At 56.6% G+C, this 19,845-nt stretch carries 13 protein-coding genes; 6 read left to right on the top strand and 7 right to left on the bottom strand.

All coding sequences use genetic code 11. The annotated features are described in order from the left end of the window. Positions 1–45: 45 nt before the first annotated feature. The 4 genes from F4555_RS08655 (at position 46) to F4555_RS08640 (ending at position 4,835) form a co-directional block, all read left to right on the top strand. Positions 46–1,563 carry a sulfatase family protein gene (locus tag F4555_RS08655; RefSeq protein ID WP_115325783.1) on the top strand — a complete coding sequence of 506 codons (1,518 nt, stop codon included), beginning with the start codon at positions 46–48 and terminating at the stop codon, positions 1,561–1,563. Between the two features lie 165 nt (positions 1,564–1,728). After that, complete coding sequence (locus tag F4555_RS08650) at positions 1,729–3,021, top strand: anaerobic sulfatase maturase (protein WP_368656363.1); 1,293 nt, start codon at positions 1,729–1,731, stop codon at positions 3,019–3,021. An 81-nt stretch (positions 3,022–3,102) separates the two neighbouring features. Next, on the top strand, positions 3,103–4,023 hold the full coding sequence (locus tag F4555_RS08645; protein WP_103758688.1) for a sulfite exporter TauE/SafE family protein: 921 nt from the start codon (positions 3,103–3,105) through the stop codon (positions 4,021–4,023). A gap of 191 nt (positions 4,024–4,214) precedes the next feature. Continuing rightward, on the top strand, positions 4,215–4,835 hold the full coding sequence (locus F4555_RS08640; RefSeq protein ID WP_255312920.1) for a family 20 glycosylhydrolase: 621 nt from the start codon (positions 4,215–4,217) through the stop codon (positions 4,833–4,835). A gap of 203 nt (positions 4,836–5,038) precedes the next feature. On the opposite strand, the gene F4555_RS08635 is transcribed toward F4555_RS08640, so the two are convergent. The 5 genes from F4555_RS08635 to F4555_RS08615 form a co-directional block, all read right to left on the bottom strand. Next, on the bottom strand, positions 5,039–6,520 hold the full coding sequence (locus F4555_RS08635) for an ATP-binding protein (RefSeq protein WP_260399998.1): 1,482 nt from the start codon (positions 6,518–6,520) through the stop codon (positions 5,039–5,041). A gap of 153 nt (positions 6,521–6,673) precedes the next feature. Beyond that, on the bottom strand, positions 6,674–8,194 hold the full coding sequence (locus F4555_RS08630; protein WP_103758685.1) for an NAD(P)(+) transhydrogenase (Re/Si-specific) subunit beta: 1,521 nt from the start codon (positions 8,192–8,194) through the stop codon (positions 6,674–6,676). Between the two features lie 3 nt (positions 8,195–8,197). Further along, positions 8,198–9,772 (bottom strand): Re/Si-specific NAD(P)(+) transhydrogenase subunit alpha, encoded by a 1,575-nt coding sequence (locus F4555_RS08625; protein ID WP_103758684.1) that lies wholly within the window; start codon positions 9,770–9,772, stop codon positions 8,198–8,200. Positions 9,773–10,057: 285 nt separating this feature from the next. Continuing rightward, complete coding sequence (locus F4555_RS08620) at positions 10,058–11,275, bottom strand: adhesin (RefSeq protein WP_115325785.1); 1,218 nt, start codon at positions 11,273–11,275, stop codon at positions 10,058–10,060. Between the two features lie 170 nt (positions 11,276–11,445). After that, entirely contained in the window at positions 11,446–14,199 is a 2,754-nt protein-coding gene (locus F4555_RS08615; protein WP_115325786.1) for an MMPL family transporter, read from the bottom strand. A gap of 106 nt (positions 14,200–14,305) precedes the next feature. Between F4555_RS08615 and F4555_RS08610 the strand changes: the two genes are divergently transcribed. Together F4555_RS08610 and F4555_RS08605 are read left to right on the top strand one after the other, a co-directional pair. After that, complete coding sequence (locus F4555_RS08610) at positions 14,306–16,117, top strand: cell wall-binding repeat-containing protein (RefSeq protein WP_260399997.1); 1,812 nt, start codon at positions 14,306–14,308, stop codon at positions 16,115–16,117. Positions 16,118–16,175: 58 nt separating this feature from the next. Beyond that, positions 16,176–16,841 carry a VTT domain-containing protein gene (locus tag F4555_RS08605; protein WP_004013822.1) on the top strand — a complete coding sequence of 222 codons (666 nt, stop codon included), beginning with the start codon at positions 16,176–16,178 and terminating at the stop codon, positions 16,839–16,841. A 200-nt stretch (positions 16,842–17,041) separates the two neighbouring features. On the opposite strand, the gene F4555_RS08600 is transcribed toward F4555_RS08605, so the two are convergent. Together F4555_RS08600 and F4555_RS08595 are read right to left on the bottom strand one after the other, a co-directional pair. Next, a complete protein-coding gene (locus F4555_RS08600; RefSeq protein ID WP_004016138.1) occupies positions 17,042–17,308 on the bottom strand; it encodes a hypothetical protein in 267 nt (88 codons plus the stop codon). Positions 17,309–17,691: 383 nt separating this feature from the next. Next, on the bottom strand, positions 17,692–19,161 hold the full coding sequence (locus F4555_RS08595; RefSeq protein WP_004016140.1) for an RNA/DNA-binding domain-containing protein: 1,470 nt from the start codon (positions 19,159–19,161) through the stop codon (positions 17,692–17,694). Positions 19,162–19,845: the final 684 nt, after the last annotated feature.

Below are 19,845 nucleotides of genomic sequence, written 5' to 3'. Positions count from 1 at the left end.
ACAACCCAACAGAGTGAACCAAATTTACTAACCAAAGGAAAGAAAATGAGCGAAAACAACTCACTTATGCCAAGTAATGTGCATAACATTATCAATTTCATGACCGACCAACACCGGATTGACACCCTGGGATGTCTGGGCAATGAAAACGCCCAAACCCCAAACATTGACTCTTTGGCGGCAGATGGCTGTATTTTTGAAAAAGGCTTCACACCTACTGCTATCTGTACTCCGGCGCGTTCTTCGATGCTGACCGGCAAGCTGCCTTTCAAACACCTAACCTTGGCGAATCCGGAGTGGAATATCGCCTACTCCACCGCGATTCCCGAGGATGATTGGACTTACACTCAGCAACTGCGCGACGATGGGTACAACGTGGGTATGGTGGGTAAGTATCACTGTGGCACTAACCTTCCCGACAAGTTCGGTTGTGACGATGATACTTATTGGGGGGCAGAAAATCCGGTCAATAACGAGAAGTACACCGCGTGGTTGGAAGAAAACCACCTGCCACCCGTGAAAGCCCACGATATTTGGCGTGGGAAACTGCCGGGTAATCGGGACGGGCATATCATTGCCGCCCGGCTCGACCAACCCGAAGAAGCCACCTTTGAGCGATTCATTGCTGATGTTTCCATCGCCAAACTGCGTCAATATGCCAAGGACTACCGGGAATCGGATAAGCCCTTTAGCCTTGATGTGCATTTCTTTGGTCCGCATCTGCCGTATTTCCTGCCCGATGAGTGGTTTGACTTGATTGACCCCGAATCCATTGTTTTGCCCAAGAACTTTGGGGATACCCTGGTAGGCAAGCCTCCGATTCAGCAAAATTACGCCACTTACTGGTCCACCTCCAGCTTTAATAATGACCAGTGGCGCAAACTGATTGCGGTGTATTGGGGGTATGTCGCCATGATTGACTTCGAGATTGGGCGCATCCTTGAAGTGGTACGGGAACTGGATTTGATGGATGACACCGCCATGTTCTTCTGTGCCGATCACGGCGAATTCACCGGTTCGCACCGGCTAAACGATAAAGGACCGGCTATGTACGATGAAATCTATCGTATTCCGTTCATAGTGCGTATTCCTGGACTGACCCACGGTAATCGTTGCCGTGAATATGTCAATCTGCTTGACCTAACAGCAACGATTATTGATATCGCAGGGGGTGACACCAGCCAGGTCGAGGATGGCAAATCTCTGGTACGCCTGGCGGCCGGCAAGCCCGAAGCTGATTGGCGCCAAGACATCGTCTGCGAATTCCACGGCCTGCACTTCCCGGTGCAACAGCGGATGTTGCGAAACGATGACTACAAGTTGATTGTGTCTCATGAATCCATCAACGAACTGTATGACCTGAAACGCGACCCGGACGAGATGAACAATGTCTATGCCGCCCCAGCCTATGACGAAATCCGCCGCCAGATGGCATGTGAGCTCTATATCCAGCTCAAAGAACGCGGGGACAGCGCTTTCGCGAAATGGATGGCAGCCATGACTGATTTCGATATTCCCCTGGTCAGTACCGCTAAATCCGATTGGGACGAAATCGCGAAATAGTGTTGCTGGTGGGGACTGCCGGGTGTTGCCGGATGCTGAGATCAGGCAACGCCCGGCAACACCCGTGAAATCCCAACTGGCACCTCATGAACAGGAGAAATGATGACCACCCCAACCTCAACCCCAACCCTGACCCGACCCGCCGCTGCTCCATCCGCCACTCCAGTGACCGCAGCGCGTAACCCGCGCGCTGCTGCCGTGCCCTCACGGACACAAAAGCGCCGGCAGCTGGCGTTTTCAGTCGTTGCGAAACCTACCGGGGCGGCGTGTAACCTGAACTGTCAATACTGTTTTTTCCTGTCCAAAGAACTGCTGTACCACACAAAACGTCAACAGATGAGCCTCGAGACGCTGGACGGATACGTCCAGGAATACCTCGCGGCCAGTCCCGATGGCGAAGTCACGATGATATGGCAAGGCGGGGAGCCCACCCTGCGGGGACTGCCTTTTTATGAAAAACTGTTGGAACTGTGCGAAAAATATCGCCGTCCCCGTCAACGGGTTACCCACGCGATGCAAACCAATGCCACCTTGATAGACCAGGACTGGGCGCGATTCTTGGCGGATAACGATGTGCTGGTGGGGGTGTCCCTTGACGGTCCTGCCGAGCTGCACGACACCTATCGGGTGAACCGGGGCGGGCGCGGGACTCATAATATGGTGGTGCGCGGGTGGCAACTGTTGCAAGAACGTGGGGTGCGATGCAATATCCTGTGTACCGTACATAACGGGAACGAGTCGCACCCGCTGGAGGTGTATCGGTATTTTCGCGATACTTTGGGCGCGGAGTTCCTGCAGTTCATTCCCATTGTGGAGCGGGTGGATGCGGCGGCGTTGGCGCGGGTTGAACGTGACGGTTGGCTGGGGAAGGGAAACGATAAAACCCAGATTCTCTACCAGCAAAAAGGTGATGCGGTCACTTCGCGTTCCACCACGCCGGAGCGCTACGGGCGTTTTTTGAACACGATTTTTGACGAGTGGAAACGCCGCGATGTCGGGCAGGTTTTCGTCCAGGACTTCGATGCCGCTCTGGGAGCGCTGTTCGGGCAATACTCGGTGTGCGTCCACGCCCCGCAATGCGGCAATAACTTTGCCTTGGAATTTAACGGCGATGTTTATGCCTGTGACCACTGGGTGGAGCCGGATTGGCTGGTGGGCAATATTGCCGAGACGGACTTCTGGTCATTGGCGCACGGGTCGATGATGCGGCGTTTTGCCGCCAAAAAAAACCAGGAACTGCCGGTCGAGTGTCGACGTTGCCCATTTTTACGACTGTGTAACGGCGGGTGTCCCAAGGATCGTTTTGTGGGGGTTCATGAGGGGTCAGCCCAAAACTATCTTTGCCCTGGTTACAAGGCATTTTACAATCATATTATGCCGGATTTATTGACCATGGCGCAGTCTTTGATGGCCAGCCAGGAATCCCAAAGAAGCGTCAATGGGGCTGGCGCCTCATGAAGCCTTCCCTGCGAGCCGCACTGCGGAAGGTAGTGCGGCAGACGCGGTGATGGGAAAATAGTCGAGAAAGAAAGAAGAACCATGGAATCCCTGCTTCTAGCCTTGGTGATAGGGCTCGGTGTTGGCTGCATTGTCGGTGCGCTCGGAGCCGGCGGGGGAATTTTGTCGGTGCCGGCGCTGGTGTATCTGCTGGGGCAAAACCCGCACGCCGCCGGGGCGGGGTCGCTGATTATTGTGGGCGCCACCGCCCTGATTTCCTTGATTCCCCGGACATGGGAACATCGAGTGCGGTGGAAAGATGGGCTAATTTTCGGCCTGTGTTCCACGCTGGCAACACTTTTGGGCTCACGGCTATCGTTTTGGGTCAGCGGATGGGTGTTGATGCTGCTGTTTGGGGTATTGCTGGTGATGGTAGGCATGGTGATGCTGTGGAAAGCGTGGCAGAGCGCTAGAACTGCGCAGCGGGGGAGTGGTGGCAATGGTGCGGCAGCAACTGAGGAAGCTGTGAATGGCGAGGCGGTGGCTGGGAGCGGGCGCGACGCTAATGCTGGCGGCACAGGCGGCGCCGCCGCCGACACAACAGACAACACAATAAACGGCGCGGTCGAACCAAGGCAGCGGAGCCAAGCCCAGGTCTGCGGTTGGATAGGACTGTTGACGGCGGCGAGTTTCACGGGACTGTTGACTGGTTTTTTCGGGGTGGGTGGCGGTTTTATCGTGGTGCCGATGCTGGTTTTGGTGCTGCGTTTCAATATCCGAGAAGCCTCGGCCACGTCTTTGCTAGTGATGCTGTTGGCCTCGATTACCGGGTTGCTGTCCCGAATTGGCACGCCCCTGGTCGTGCAGTGGCCGGCGGTTATAGCCTTTGCGATGGCTTCCATGTTGGGGGGTTTGATTGGGGCTCCGGCTTCACGCAAAGTTCCGGAATTCGCGTTGACCTTGGCTTTCGGAGTGCTGTTACTGTTGGTTGCGGCCGGGGTGTTGGCCGCAGAACTGTGCTGAGCTGGCTTGCTAGTGGTGTAGGCCGGGGACGCGATTTCGGACGGTGACACTGGATCTGAGAGATTCGATTCCGGCTCGACTTAGGGAGGGGGAATTATCGCCGGCGAGACACACGTGGATATTCTCGGCGATTAGCGGCAGAGCTTGTGCTTTGATAACTTGCGCGACTTCGGGGGTAAAATCCGTGGAGAATCGCCACGCTTTTTCCGGGGGTGTGGATGCACATCGGCGGGGACGAGTGTGCCTATAAGCAGTGGGAAGCCGACCCAGAAATCTTGGATTGGGTTAAGAAAAGAGGCGTGGCCAGCGTGGCACAGCTGCAGAGCTGGTTTATTGACCAGGCGCTAGAGGTTTCACAGAGACGAGGAAAACGCCTGGCTGCCTGGGATGAAATCTGTGCCTTGACCGGTGATGAAGATTTCCTCGTGTTTGTTTGGAACGAGGCGGAAGGCCTGGAACGGATTCGGAATACCAACCAGGAATTCGTTTTCACTGATGCGCGTACACTTTACTTGAACTGGATTGATCCCAAGGCATCCTCGCCGCAAAAAGGTATGCTGCCAGGGATATCCGTAAGTGACATTCTTGCTGCTCCTTGGGAGGAAACTGCCAACTCCAGGTGCGTGGGAGTGCAGGCCTGCCTGTGGACAGAATTCATCCTTGATGAAGCCGACATGGCACAAATGTTGTTTCCACGTCTGCTGGCAGTATCGGAGCGGATGTGGAATCCACAGGTGGATGTCTTCGAAGCCGCGCAGCGGGTCGAGACGGAGTATCACCGGTTGGTTGCGGTTGGGGTTTTCGATTCCTAACTAGGCTCTTCGGTGGTGCCGAAAAGGCCTCCTGGGTTGAGAATATCGCATAAGCTTTTAAGCCAGCTCTCAACCTAACTCTCTTAATTAGCTCTCAACTATTGAGAGCTACATGAGTGTTGAGTTGAGAGCTTGGGTGAGTTAGTCGTCCGGAACCTTAGAATGCAGGAATAGCGGGCTTACCTTGAATGTAGCACAGCCTCTCACGTTAGGAGTCTATATCGCTGCTTAGGGCTGGTGGGGGGCTCGGTGCGGGTGACTAAACCGGTCTTGACCAGATTGTTAAGAATCGCGCGGGTGCCCCCGATGCTTATGTCAGCGGTTTCGGCTAGCTCTCGACTGCTCGCGGTAGGATGCGTGGCTAGATAATCGAGGATTTTGTCTTTCGAGGACAGCTCCGCATTAATTCCTTTCTCGGCAGGGGTCATCCGCCGGCGCTCAAAAGTAATGCTGAAACTGTCAAGCCGATCAACTGGAAGGGGACGCGGCAGGGATTCTTTTTCAAGCTGAGAAAGGATTTCATGGTAACCGCTTCCCCGATTTTCAGCCACAAAACCACCTTCCGCGTAGGGGGTTACCTCTAACAGTCGAGACAAGAACTGGTTACGTGCCGAGGAAAGTCCGGTTTTTCCCAGGGAATCTATGGTAGCGGTGCCGAAAAGACCCCCGGGATTAAGAATCTCGAGTCGGTCGGCATACATGTTTAGCTGTACCTGGGTTCCTCGAGCCACGGGTGAGTAATCGCGGTGCATCAGCGCATTGGCTAAGGCTTCACGGATCGCAGGTAAAGAATAATCCACCAAGTCATGACGCAAGGCACCGCGAATAACCCCACCAACTCGCATATTTTTCGAGACAACTGTGAGGGCATCAGCGATAAGTACGGGTATGGATCCAGCCAAAGTTCCAGAATCGAGATGCCGCTGACCTGATGGCATAGAAGCCTTGGTTGACCCCGGATAGACGGCATAAGTCACCGTCAAACGGGGGAAATACTCTTGCGGGAATAACCCGAGGGCTAGAAGTCCCGCGAGAGTAGGGTGCAAATTGCCGTCTTGGCCTTTTCCAGTGATTCGCAGCTTGCTTAAAACTTCGTCATCAGGCAGCTTGGCAAGAATGCGGGGGTGGGCGCTTTTTTCACGATGCAAAAGACCAGAGAGAAGCTCGCCATCAAGATCAGATATACTGGCTTCTTCAACGACTTCAGTATCCCAGTAGGGCTGGGTCTTATTTTCACGAAGCCGGTCAACTTCGTAGGGGGACAGCCGGCGGTCACCATCGCCGGTACGGATAAATGACCCGCCATATACCTGTTTAGCAGTTACGAAACAAGGTTTATCGCGGGGCTGCAGGGGTGGGATTTCCGCCACCACGATCTGCCCGTTTTCGTAGGGAACTAGGGCTATATTGGCGCGTACCGGTGGGGTCATATTGTTGCTGCAAACCCCGGCCAGGGCATCGTAGACAGATTTGGCTTTGAAACCGGGGGAGGGGATAAACCCTTGGTGCTCGTCTATGCCAAGAATCAGAATGCCACCAGAGCCATTGCTAAATGCCGAAAGTGTTTCCGCCACAGTTTTTGGTAGTCCCTGGGATGCCGCTTTGACCTCAACCCATTGGGTGTCCTGCCCGCTCAGTCGTAAATCTGCTAAAAGGTGTGACAGCAGCGCTTCCGTTGTAGGCATTTGCATAGTAGCTATCATAAAAGCTCTCAAGCCAGCTCTCAACTTAACTCTCTTAATTAGCTCTCAACTATTGAGAGCTACATGAGTGTTGAGTTGAGAGCTAAATGCGGTGGCGGCTCCGGGTCTCTCCCCGGAGCCGCCACCGCTTCCAAGCTACAGGTTCTTGATGATTTCCTCGACGGAAGCCTTGGCGTCGCCAAACAGCATGTCGGTGTTTTCCTTGAAAAACAAGGGATTCTGTACCCCGGCGTATCCGGTGGCCATGGAACGCTTGAACACAATCACGCGCCCGGCCTCCCACACGTGCAACACCGGCATCCCGGCAATCGGGGAACCCGGCTCGTAGGCATCGGGGTTGACGGTGTCATTAGCCCCGATTACCAACACGACGTCGGTGTCGGCAAAATCGTCATTAATCTCGTCCATTTCCAAAACAATGTCATAGGGAACCTTGGCTTCGGCCAGCAACACATTCATGTGCCCCGGCAGACGCCCCGCCACGGGGTGAATCCCGAATCGTACCTGTACCCCCAGGTCACGCAGTTTTTTGGTCAAATCGGCGACCGCGAACTGGGCTCCGGCGGTGGCCATGCCATAACCCGGTGTAATCACCACAGATTTGGCGCCTTTCAGCAGGTCAGCGGCCTCGGAAGCCTTAATCTCGCGGTGCTCCCCGTAATCCTTGGTTTCGCGCGCCGAGCCAGCACCCTCGCCGAATCCACCCAGAATCACCGAGACGAAAGACCGTCCCATGCCTTTACACATAATGTAGGACAGGAAAGCACCCGAGGAACCGACCAAAGCCCCCACAATAATCAACAGCGGGTTGGACAGCATAAAACCGGCGGCGGCAGCAGCCCACCCAGAGTAAGAGTTCAACATTGACACCACGACCGGCATGTCCCCACCGCCTATCGCGGCTACCAAATGCAGCCCCAACACCAGGGAAATCGCGGTCAACACGCCCAGGGCAATCCACTGTTGTTCCAGCATGATCGGGTCGGCGGCGGTTTCCACCATGCGACGAGCCGCAATCATCCACACAATCATGGCCACAATCGCCAACAGCATCAACACGTTCAAAAAGTTCCGCCCCGGCAGAGTAAGCGGTTTGCCCTTCATCTTCCCTGAAAGCTTTAAATACGCGATAATCGAGCCGGTAAAGGTTACCGCCCCGATGAAAATCCCGATGCCGACCTCGCCCAGATGGAAGCCCATATCGGCCACCAGTCCCGGATCGGTCGTGGCGGACAGCTCCATGAAAGTGTTGAAACCCACCAAAACCGCCGCGAGCCCGACAAATGAATGCAGCAGCGCAATCAGCTCGGGCATCCCGGTCATCTGAACAGTCTTCGCCTTGTGCAGCCCGATAATCGCCCCGAGCCCCATACACCCCACAATCAACAAAGCGGTGACGGGCATTGGGGTGACCGTTGTCGCGCCCGCGTCTTGGGTTGCCAGCGCCACGAAAATAATGGATACCAGGGCGATGGCCATCCCGGCCACCCCGAATTTGTTGCCGCGCAGCGCGGTTTCCTGGCGTGACAAACCCGCCAGCGCCGCCACGAACAGCAGCGCCGCCACCAGGTACGCGAAATACTCCACGTGCCCCGTCCAGTATTCGAGACTGGACATGTCAGAATTTCCAGCAAAGTTCACGATAGTTGCTAACATGCCTTAATCCCCTTTCTGGAACATCTTCAACATGCGGTGAGTGACATAAAACCCGCCGAAAATATTGATAGAAGCAATCAAAATCGCCAGACACGCCAGCACCGTAACTACAATCGAAGTTGATTGCGCCAAGGATATAATCGCGCCCACCAGGATAATGCCCGAAATCGCGTTGGTTTCGCTCATCAACGGGGTATGCAGCGAATGCGTCACATTCGTGATTACATAGAATCCGGCTACAATCGCCAAGGCCAGCACGATATAGTACGGCAACATTTCATGAGGTGTTATCGCAATTAACGCTACGCCCAAAATCGCGGCTATCCCGGTCCAGAAATTCCGAGCCGCGTGCCCTTTCGGCGCGGCTATATCCACGCTGGCACCTAATGAAGCGGGAACTCCAGCGCCCGAAGCCGAACCGGAACCACCCGCGCCACCCGCGCCCGCACCACCGGCCGGCGCGGCCGAAACCGCAATCGGTGGTGGCGGCCACAACACGTCCTTCTGGTGTGCGATAGTAATCGAGCGCACAATCTCGTCATTCAGGTTGAAAACAATCTGGCCGTCCTTACCGGGGGTCATCAGTTTCAACAGGTTCACAATGTTTTGCCCATACAGCTGCGAGGCCTGACCCGGCAGACGCCCTGCCAAATCCGTATAGCCGATAATAGTCACCCCGTTATCCGTGGTGATGACCTGGCCGGGCACCGTCAACTCGCAGTTCCCCCCGGCCATATCCACAATCACCGACCCGGGTTTCATTCCGGCGACGGCCTCGGCCGTAAGCAGCAACGGCGCGGGACGACCCGGAATCTGGGCGGTGGTCACGACAATATCGGCGGCTCCGGCCTGTTCGGTGTACAAACGCAGCGCGGCCTTGGCCTGATCCTCGCTCATTTCGCGGGCGTAACCATCCGAGGATTCCTGGGCGGGGGCGGGGATTGCCACGAAAGTCGCCCCCATGGACTCAACTTGTTCGGCGGCGGCGGCGCGCACGTCGGTGGCCTGAACCACCGCTCCCATCGAGTTCGCGGTACCAATCGCGGCCAGACCCGCCACCCCGGCGCCAATCACGTACACCTTGGCGGGGGGCATTTTGCCGGCGGCAGTCACTTGGCCGGTAAACAGCCGCCCGAAAGCGTTAGCGGCCTCGATAATCGCGCGGTAACCGGCGATATTAGCCATCGAAGACAACACGTCCATGGACTGGGCTCGGGTGATTCGTGGCACGGCATCCATCGAGATCGCACTCACGTTGCGCCGCGCGAAAACCTCGGCAATCGCGGGGTTAGCCCGTACGCCCAGGCGCGCAATCAGGACGCTGCCTTCGCGGATTTGTTCGATTTTGCTGTCAGGGGGGGTGTCCAAACTGGTGATGATTTCTGCCTGCCACACTTCTTGGGGCCCAACCACTTCGGCTCCGGCCTCGCGATATTGCTGGTCAGGGTACGAGGCAGTGGCACCTGCCCCGGTTTCGACTACGACTTCGTAGCCCAGTTTGACCAGTTTCCCCACAGTGTCGGGGGTGGCGGATACCAGCGGCTGCCCGTCGGGCTCTTTGGGTATTCCTATGCGCACTTGTTCTCCTGGTTAGTAACGAAACGGCGGGCTGGCCGCCGAGCGGGATTTTCCCCGCTCAGTTTATCAGCCTTGGCCTGGATACAGTAGCAGATATCTTAGGATACTGGTCACGGCAGTTTCCGTTTCGGTTGTTTTCGTAAGTTCGATTTTGGTTATTGCTTTGGGGGGGCATGAGTCGCCAGGGTGGCAAATGGCGCCTCGTGAAACGGCAACGGTTTCATGAGGCGCCATTTAGTTCACCGGCCACGTGCGAGGGGGTGAGCCGGTGAAAATCCTAATTCCTTAGTAGCGTGGTTGGAACAAGTTGCCCAGCAGGTCGTTGACCCCGTGTTCTATTTGGCTGCCCATTATTTCTTTCCCGGAGTTAAATGTGGCGGAAGTGGAGGTGGGCATGAAACCGAAGACCACAATTAGCGTCGCGAACACTATCCACAGGGTATAGAAGACCCCGTGCCACAGCACGTCGCTGCGCGTGTTGCCGGGAATGGCACGCAGGCTCGTGGAAATCACCAATTCCAGCATGAACATGCCCCCGGAAAAGAAAATCATCAGCAGCCACACCAGCAGCGGGGTGATAAATGGCAGCGGCAGCAGTTCTATGACCAGCATGACCCCCAGAACCAGGGTCGGCAGCACCAAGCCAGTACTCACGGTGCTGGCGGCCGGGACGAAGCCGAATTTGGCGTGTTGCACCCCGGCGGTGGCCATGACCAGCAGCACGCGCACCAGCACTATCAGGAAGGTTAGGATAGTGAACACAAAGAAGCACAGGAACCAGTATCCAAAGGTCAGCACCCAATACGGCATAGGGTTACCAAAGGGCGAAAAACTGGCCATGATGTGCGGGTTGCGCGCCACGTTCACCGAGAAGCTCAACCCCACGGCCAGGCTGAACAGCAGTGCTGTCACCCACCACCAGTGTTTTAAGGCCGCGTTGCGCTGTAGCGCTTCGAGGGTTTTGGCCCGGTGAATATCTAGGAAAGTGGGGAAGAAAGCTTTCAGGGCTTGGACGAGGGGGCTATCTGGCTTGGAACCACCCGCCGGGGGATAGTAGGGCTGACCGTAGGCTGGTTGTTGCCCGTAGGCGGTTTGGGCATAGGGCATGGCACCGTTTTGATTGGGTTGCCCACCCGGGGCAGCCTGTCCGTAGGCGGTTTGGGCATAGGGCATGGCACCGTTTTGCCCGGGTTGCCCGGGTTGCCCGCCCTGACTTGGAGCTGCGGGTTGCCCGGGTTGCCCGCCCTGACTTGGAGCTGCGGGTTGCCCGGGTTGCCCGCCCTGACTTGGAGCTGCGGGTTGCCCGGGTTGCCCATAGGCCGGCTGTCCATAAGCGGGGGGTGGATAGGCCGGCGCAGCGGGTTGCCCGGATTGACCCGGTTGGTTGGGTTGCCCGTTTGCTCCAGGGGAGAGGGGTACGAAACCGTTTCCTGCGGGGGGTGGGGGCGGCATATCGGCGGGGCTGTGTCCTTGGGGCTCGCTTGGGCTTGGCGGTAGAGACATATAAATTCCTTTCGACATTACTTTGCGAACTGATGCCACTGTACCACCGTTAGGAATGCCTCAAAAGAGTTTTCGTCCCCGTTCCCGAGGTGCCCCTTTCGGTGGTGTTGTTCGGCCAGGCAGATTTCGGTTTGTGCCGGGTTCATGAGGTGCCAGCCGCGATTCTGGGCTTATTCCAAGTGGCCGAGCTTTTCGGAAACTTTATTGTGCCAGCGTCGCAACGGCCCGGGTGCCCACCAGTTCGCCCGTCCAAACAGGGCCATCACCGATGGCACTAAAACCATGCGCACAATCGTGGCATCGAAAGCCACCGCCACCGCCAGGATAAACCCGACCTGTTTCAGCACAATCATATTGCCGGTGACGAAACACAGGAACACGAAGACCAGAATTGTGGCTGCCGAGGTCACAATCCGCCCCGAGCGTGACAGTCCTTCGATAACCGAACGTTTAGCGGAGGCTGTTTCGTCCCAGACCTCTTTCATACGTGAGAGCAAGAACAGCTCGTAGTCCATTGAAAGTCCGAAACCGAAACACATCAGCATTACGATAACATAAGATTCTAGGCCGGGTAGCTGCTTTGCCCCCAGCCAGCCGACCCCGATACCGTCCACAAACACCAGAGTGCTAATCCCCAGGGTAGCCATCAAAGACAGAGTGTTAATCACCAGCGCCTGGATAGGAATCACCACCGAGCCGCTCATCATAAACAACAAGAAAATCGTGATGGCTACCAGCACGGTCAACACCCACGGCAAACCTTCGACCAGGGAATCAATGAAGTCGATTTGATTCGCGGCCTGACCCACCACGAAGCGCTCAAAATCATGGGCTTGGGCGCGAACCGCCTTGACCACGTCTTCGGCGGCGCGCGAACCCGGATCCGTGGTTTCTAGCTGGACGATTGCCGCCGAGTCTTTCGTGTCTCCCAGCGGGTTGGCGGCGAACACATGCGCAACCCCTTTCAGGTCGGCTACATGAGTCGCCATCCACTTATCCAGCTTTTCCGGGGGGGTGTCCTTGGCCACCACCCGCAGTGGCGGCAAGCCGACCCGCGGCACCTCTTGTGCTAAATCCTCGTAAAGGAGGCGCTGCTGGTTGTGAATCGGCAGCAAATCGAACAGCGAGTTACGCAAAGGCAGGTAACTCAGGGGTAAACAAGCCGCCACCAACACGGCGGCAGACAGGATAAAGGACAGCCAGGGACGGCGAGCCACCCCATGCGCCACCCGGTCAAACAGGGATTTACGAGTCGGCTTCCCCGAATCCAAGGAAGACTCCAACGAGGTTCTGCTCGCGACGGGGCTGGCACCTAATGAATCCGACGAAACCATCGCCGTCCCGTCACCCAAGGCGACCGTATCCACCGCCGCGCGCCGCACCACCCAACGCAACCCGGGAATCCGCGCCAGGATGGAAGGCCGCTCTAACTTCGCGGCGAACAGGAACATCAGTGAACTGACCAGGGTAATCGCGGCAATCATCGCCAGCAACACCACCGAGAACCCCGCAATCCCCAGGGATTTCAGCAATTCCGCGCGAAAGAACAACATTCCGGAAGCCGCAATCGCCACCGTGAGCGCACTGAAAAACGTGGTGCGCCCGGCCGTCGCCACCGTAATCTCTAGGGCACGCAGGTGACGTGGGTCAAGATGCTGGAGCCGCGCCACCGTTTTCGGCTTCTTTATTGCCGAGAAATCCGGGCTCCACTCGGATTGCGGCAAGGACTTTAACCGCGCCAGCTCTTCGCGGAAACGCGACACAATCAACAGGCCATAGTCAATCGACAACCCCAGCCCCAACACGGAAATCACGTTCACAGCAAAAGACTGTTGTTCGAAGATATAGGTCATGCCCAGCATCAACGTCAGGGACATAGAAATCGCAACTCCGGCACTGCCCAGCGGCAGCAAAGCCGCCAGGAACCCGCCGAATACTATCGCCATCACCAGGAAAGAAATCGGAATCCCAATCGACTCGGAGCGAACCAAATCTTCTTTCAGGGTCTGAATCCCCGCCTTGTTCACTAAATCCTGGTCGGTTATCCGCACCCGCAATGGCGCGACTTTCGCGTTGTCCGGGACGTGTTTCGCCACCGCCGCCTGAACCTTGCCCAAAATCCCTTCCGTGTGGCGCACAACCTTTAGCATCTTTTCACTGGGATACTTACCGGGCTGGCCACCATCCGCTAAATCCAGGGACACCGCCACCACGAAACCCTGGCGATTTTTTGCGGCAAGTTCGCGTGCCTGCGGGTCGAGCATCGCATTGTATTCCACAAACGGATACGCCACGGATTTCACCTGGGGGATGGTTTTAAGCTCCGCTTCGATGGGGGCTAGCGCCTCGTGCAGCGAACGCGCCACCGGCCAATCCGGCTGCGACAGGGCTTTCGCTTTGTTCCCCAAAACCAGAGCCTGCCCGCCCGCCGACTGGGCTTGCCCCGCCAAATCCTGGGCTCGACGCGCCGCCGACTGGGCTTGCTCCGCCAAGACCCCAGCCTTGGCTATATCCCCCCGCGCCCCGGCTTGCCGGGCTTCGAGGCCAAGGCGCTGCGCTTCGCCACCCGCAGCTTTAGCCTGATCCCCCAGGGTTTTCGCTTGGGCGCCATGATTTTCAGCCTGTTCCTTTAAATCTCGTAACTGCTGAGCGGTGTTTTCGGCCGACTTGAACTCGGTGCGAAAATCCACACCCTGCACATAAGCCAACACCCCGTAAGACTTTGTGTAATGGGATTCCAACAGCTTCTGTCCCGTGTGGGATTCGGATGGGGTCGCTTGGGGGACATCCGAAATCAGACGATTCCACAAAGGATTACCGAAACCAGTGGTCGCCACCAAAGCCGAAGCCACCACCACTAAAACCCAAAAGACCAGAATCGAACGTGCGTGCAACGCAAGAAACCTAGCCAGCCGGATGTACATACTCTAATTTTAGTGTTCAAACAGATTTATACCAAAGGGACGGGAAAAGAAAATCCGCGGGTATCTGAAGTTTAAAAACTAACCCGAGTAGGTAATAATGGAAACCATGGCGGAAAAGACTGTATCAAAACGCGGACTTGTCGCGATGCTCGCTTTCACAGCTTTGCTGGGATTATCTGGATTAAGCCAGCCTGGAACCGCAGCGGCGGTCGACGCACCCGGGCAAGCCCCTCGTGAATCCGCCGCCCCAACCCAATGGCACCCCCTAACGACACCTCGTGAAACCCCAACCGAACGCGCCCCCGAAACCGGCGAAACCCAAGCCGGGCAACTGCCCGACCCGCACCCCGCCACCGTGCAACTGCAGATAGGCCCGGAAGTCGGCGTATTCTCGGCGTGCTCCGGCGTGTGGGTGGCGCCAGACCGAGTCCTGACCGCGAAACACTGCTTCCAGAAATTCCCCAACGGACCGGTGCGAGTCTATCCTCAAAACTCCCAAGTTCCCGGCACCCCGCCCGTAGCCAGAGGGGTAACCTGGGCGACCCCCGGAAACACCGACCTGGCCGTGCTGATTACCAACCCCAGCAACCACCCCATCGCGCCGGTAAACCCCACTGTCCTTGACCCGGGCACCCCAACCCAGATTTGCGGGCAAAACTATCTGGTCGCCGTAAACCTCGACTTGAAAGGCGAATCCACCACCATCCCAGGCAAAGCCAACCATTGTGCCAATGTCGCCACCCTGGATGCGGCCAACGCCGTGAAATGGCAGCTGCCGCCCAGTGGACAAACCATCGCGACCCTGCCGCTGTCAATCGAACACGGCGACTCGGGCGGGCCGATGTACAACCAAGCCGGGCAAGTCGTAGGAATCACCAGCTCTAAAACCCAACTAGTGTTAAACATCGGCGAAAAATTGGTTTTAAACGCCTCGGTTTCGCTCTATCCTTACGCCCAGTGGCTGGCGCAAATGGGAGTGCCCGTGACGGGGCAAAACCAGGCCTTGACACCTAAACCCCTGCCGCCCAACGTGATGCGCATAGCCGGTCCCAACCGCCTGGCCACCGCCGCCGCCGCCGTCGACGCCACCCCCGGTGCTGAAACCCTGGTGGTCACCACCGGGTTGAATGCCGCCGACGGCCTGGCCGCCACCCAACTTTCCGGGGTGACATCATCGGCTTTGGCGCTGTCGAATTCCCGTGACCGGCTGGATGCGGATGCCCTGCGGGTGATACAACAGCATGGATTTAAACGCGTCGTGCGGGTGGGTGGAACCGTCGGTCTTTCCGGAGCTGACCGGGCGTTGATAGCGTCGCGGGGGATGGATTTGGTGGAACTGGTCGGGGTTAACCGCTTTGAAACCGCCGTGAAAGTCGCGCAATATCGCGACCAACTGGCCGGGGGTGCCCCGTCCTATGTCATGCTGGCTGACGGCATTAACTTTCCCGATGCCCTGGCCGCCGGGGCAGTGGCCGGGCATATGCACGGTTCGCTGGTGTTGACCGCCGGCGGGCAATTGCCCGACGCCAGCCGGGAATACCTGGAATCCCAGGCCGGGGTGCCGCTGGTCGTTGTCGGCGGTCCGGCTGACCGCGCCCGTAACGCGTTGGGCTTGCAATCCAGCCACGTATACGTGGGACGCGACCGCTATGAAACCGCGATGCAACTGGCGATTGGAATCCAGTCCCCCGGGGGGATAAACGGACTGGTGTTGGTGTCCGGCCGTGATTTTCCTGACGCCCTGGCCGCCGGGGCGTACGCGGTGAAACAGGGCGCGATGCTGTTGTTGGTGCCGCCTGCCGGGTCGAAATCCGCGTTGCTGGCGGATTTGTGGGACACCACCGGGCGCCACGGGGTGATTGTCGGCGGCCAGGCCGCCGTCAGTGACCTGGATGTGGCGTACGCGGTGACGCGCTGAACCGGTGCGCCGGGCGGGCAATATGAGACTCTCGCCGCAGTCAGCTAAACTGTAACCCGTGTTATTAACCCAAGATTTTATTGAATGGCTGCGTGACCCCGAGGTGTTGCTCAACCACCTTTTGGGCACCTACGGGGTGTGGATGGTAGCCTTCATCGCCCTGATAGTATTCATCGAATCCGGCGTGCTGTTCCCGGTCTTGCCCGGCGACTCGATGCTTTTCGCGATTGGGTTGCTGCAAAACCGGATGCCGATGAGCTTGACTGTCATCTGCCTGGTGGTTATCGCCGCCGCGATTTGTGGCGGACAGGTGGGCTATTGGTTTGGCCTGTTCTTTGGCGAGAAATTCTTTAAGGACGACGCGAAAATCTTGAAGACCGAGTACTTGAAGTCCTCTAAGGTGTTTTTTTCCAAATGGGGCGGGCCGGCGGTGGTTCTGGGGCGTTTCATCCCCTTCATCAGGACTTTTGTGCCGATAGCGGCGGGAATCGGCCGCTATCACTGGTCGCGTTTCACTCTGTGGAACGTGGCTGGGGCGATAGCCTGGACTCTAACTTTCGTGGTGGCGGGGGTTTTGCTGGGCGACATCCCGCTGGTTCGCGACAACGTGGAAGTTATCGCGGTTATTATCATCGTGTTCTCGGTGTTGCCGATTGCTGTCGGCCTGGTGAAAAAGCACCTCGATGCCCGGCGGTGCGCGACGAAGCCCCATAACGCCGCCTAGTTTTCCACAGCCTGTGGAAAGTGGTTTTGTGGTGCGACTCAAACCCGTTATTCTGGCTGAGCCAGCGCAAGAGGCCTGGCTGCTTTAAGGCAGCCGCCTTAAAGCAAAGGTAAAAGCCCCGGGGACGACCGGGGCTTTAAGGAAAGGACATCCAGATTACCACGTTCATCCAGATTCTGATTTCCTTACCTCCCTCGATTCTAGCAGTAATCCTGATAAAGGAGAAGCTGTGGAATAACAAGAAGGACGATTAAGGAAATCGCGGCCAGCCTATCCAGGTCGGCCGCTTCCTTATTTCTGGTTAAAGCTATAAAAGTGGGGTTAATGCCCATTAATTGTGTTTTTAATTCGGGTTTTTGGTTGGTATTCCAATGGAAAGTCGGGGTGAGTAAGCTTTTGGGACTGGCTGCTTCATGAGGTGTTTGCGCCGATGCGGCGGCGCGCGGTTTCGCGCCGCCTTCGCGCATGGTTTCGCTTCGGCGCTCTGGGGTGAAAAGGCCGGGCTAGCTATGTTTTGTCCGATAACGCTTAGCGGCAAAGCCGCTAAGAGAAATTACGGAAAACATGAATCGCCCTACGTTAGGGGTTTCGGTGGCGACGGCAAATCGTTGCTGTCGCTTAATCGCCTTCGCCAGTGACTGTGCCGATATGCGGCTTACGCCGCGCGGCGCAGCCCCTCGACTTTGGCTCACGCCAAAGTCTCACCTCTCAGCCTCGCTGCGCGTCGCACTCCGCTGCACCGCCTGCGCTTGTTGCGGCGGGTTCATGAGGTGCCATCCGCAAAACTGTCAAAGTGATAAATCAAAGTGATAAAAATTGTCACTTTGGGTGGGTAGAGTGATAAAAAGTATTACTTTAGTACGAGTGAGTAGCTGCTGTTACGGTGCCCTAATCCACCCTTCATTTTTACCAGGCCTTGAGCCATCAGCTTTTTCAAGGCATAGCGCACCTGCGCGGGCGTAAGCCCTGTCTGATTCGATATCGAGGCCACGCTCCCCGGTAGTGCCTGGATAACCAGCAAAGGGTTTTTCCCCAGCGGCAAAGCCTGCAGCTCGACAGGTTGTTTCATGTCGGATTCGCCTCTGACCTGCGGGGCTTTCACTTGGTCGGGGCGAAACGCTATGGCCGTGAAGCTGGTGCCGGTGTTGCGATAACGTATTGAATCGAGTCCGGCTTCGGCAAAAGCCCGGTTAGCCTCAATCAATCCGCCGCCTTCGCCCTCAATAACGCGGGTTTTATCTTGGGTATAGACTTTTTTGCAAATGTCGTAAAGTGTTGGATTTACCGCACTCTTGGCTCCCGGATAACCCAGCTGTTTTTCCGACACTCCCCACAGGCCCCCGGGGCTAGCAATCACCAATCGGTCAGGGGTAAGACGAATCTCCACTCGTTTCGAGGCGGTAACATTACTAAGCGAACGATGAACCAAGGCATTAGCCACCAGTTCGCGGACAGCATTCATCGGGAATTCCGGTACATCAACAGCATTGCCATCCTCGCGATAGGCCACTGCCCGGCGGGTATTCCGTGCGACCCAATACAAGATTTCATCCAGCATGGTGGGTATCGGGCCGTCAAAATGAGTCAAATCGTCCAAACGCCTGTCCCCGCGCGGGGTTTTCACCGCCGCTGTTACCCCCAGTTCCGGCAGAAACTGCTGTGGATACTTTCCCAGGGCATAAACCCCGGCCACACTAAGGTGTCCGTCGGCTTTGACTACTCCAGTACGTTGCAGTACCACGGAATCTGCCACGGACATAAGTCGACTGGAACTGTTTTTTGCGTTGATAACAAAGTCTTCCACCAGCCCCGGGTCTAAATCCCCTTCGCTGGTTTCCTCCAGGGAACGCGCATCGTCACGAGGTCGATTGATTGATTTCATCAACTCGATTTGTGCTAATTCCTGGTCACTCATCGGGTAATCTCCCTCAGATTGGCGCAGGTAGGCAGTGCCCTGATAGTAAACCGGTCGTTGGCTTAAATCCTGCGGCTCAACCTTGACCACCAGCACTTCCTTGCCGGCAAATGTCACGGTCTGAAAATAGCACTTCACCTTGGGATTCATAGCATCGCTGCGTGCTTGGGACGCAATTCCCGCTTCAATACCGGCCAGGTTTTTCAATCCTACTGGGAGGAAATCGGGATCGCTCAGGCCGACTATCAACAGCCCACCATCAGGCATGTTGGCGAAAGCGCTGAGGGTTTCGCCAACAGTTGGCACCCCGCCTTTGCCGCTCTTGACCTCAATAGCGGCATCGTCGCTGCCGCGCCGCCGCAAATCATCGACAATATGGGAGAATTCCGAGTCTGAAACCAACATAGTAATAAAAGAGTACCAGCAAAGTGATAAAAATTGTCACTTTGAGTCTTTAGAATGACAAAAAGTATTACTTTAGCACTGCTGCGTGAGGTGCTGTTCGAACTGTGTCCCGAATGGTGGAGAAAATGGCCTTGCCCTGTTCACATAGTGCAGCTTGACTCCGAATTTTCCACCGTTAGGGACGCCCCTCCGATCCAGGGTTAGGGTAAGCGGCAGAATTATGTGTCTTATTTTGGGGTTTTTGTGGTATTGCAACACAATCTCGGGTTTTCCACAGGCTGCAGTGGCGCGCGGGCGTAGCCCGCATATCGGCGCAGTCGCTTGTGGAGACGTTAAAAAAGGGCATGATTGGCCGTTTTAGTCGAAGCACCTTAAACGGCTAAGCCGTAACAGCCGCCACGCGCCGCACCCCGCTGCACCGCCTCCGCACACCGTTACGCATATCGCCACCGCATACACAGTTTTCCACAGGCTGTGGAAAACTGTTTGGTGGTCGCGGATTGGAACTGTATCCTGGTCTAGCCAGGGAAAGGCTCTGGCTGCGTCAAGGCAGCCTGCCTTGACGCATGGTAAAAGCCCCGGTTGCACCCGGGGCTTTAAGGAAAGGACATCCAGATGACTGCATTCATCCAGATTCTGATTTCCTTACCTCCTTCGATTCTAGCAGTAATCCTGATAAAGGAG

It is taken from the genome of Mobiluncus mulieris, assembly GCF_014204735.1.
In the GTDB taxonomy this organism is placed as follows: domain Bacteria; phylum Actinomycetota; class Actinomycetes; order Actinomycetales; family Actinomycetaceae; genus Mobiluncus; species Mobiluncus mulieris.
This window is presented reverse-complemented; position numbering and strand designations above follow the sequence as displayed.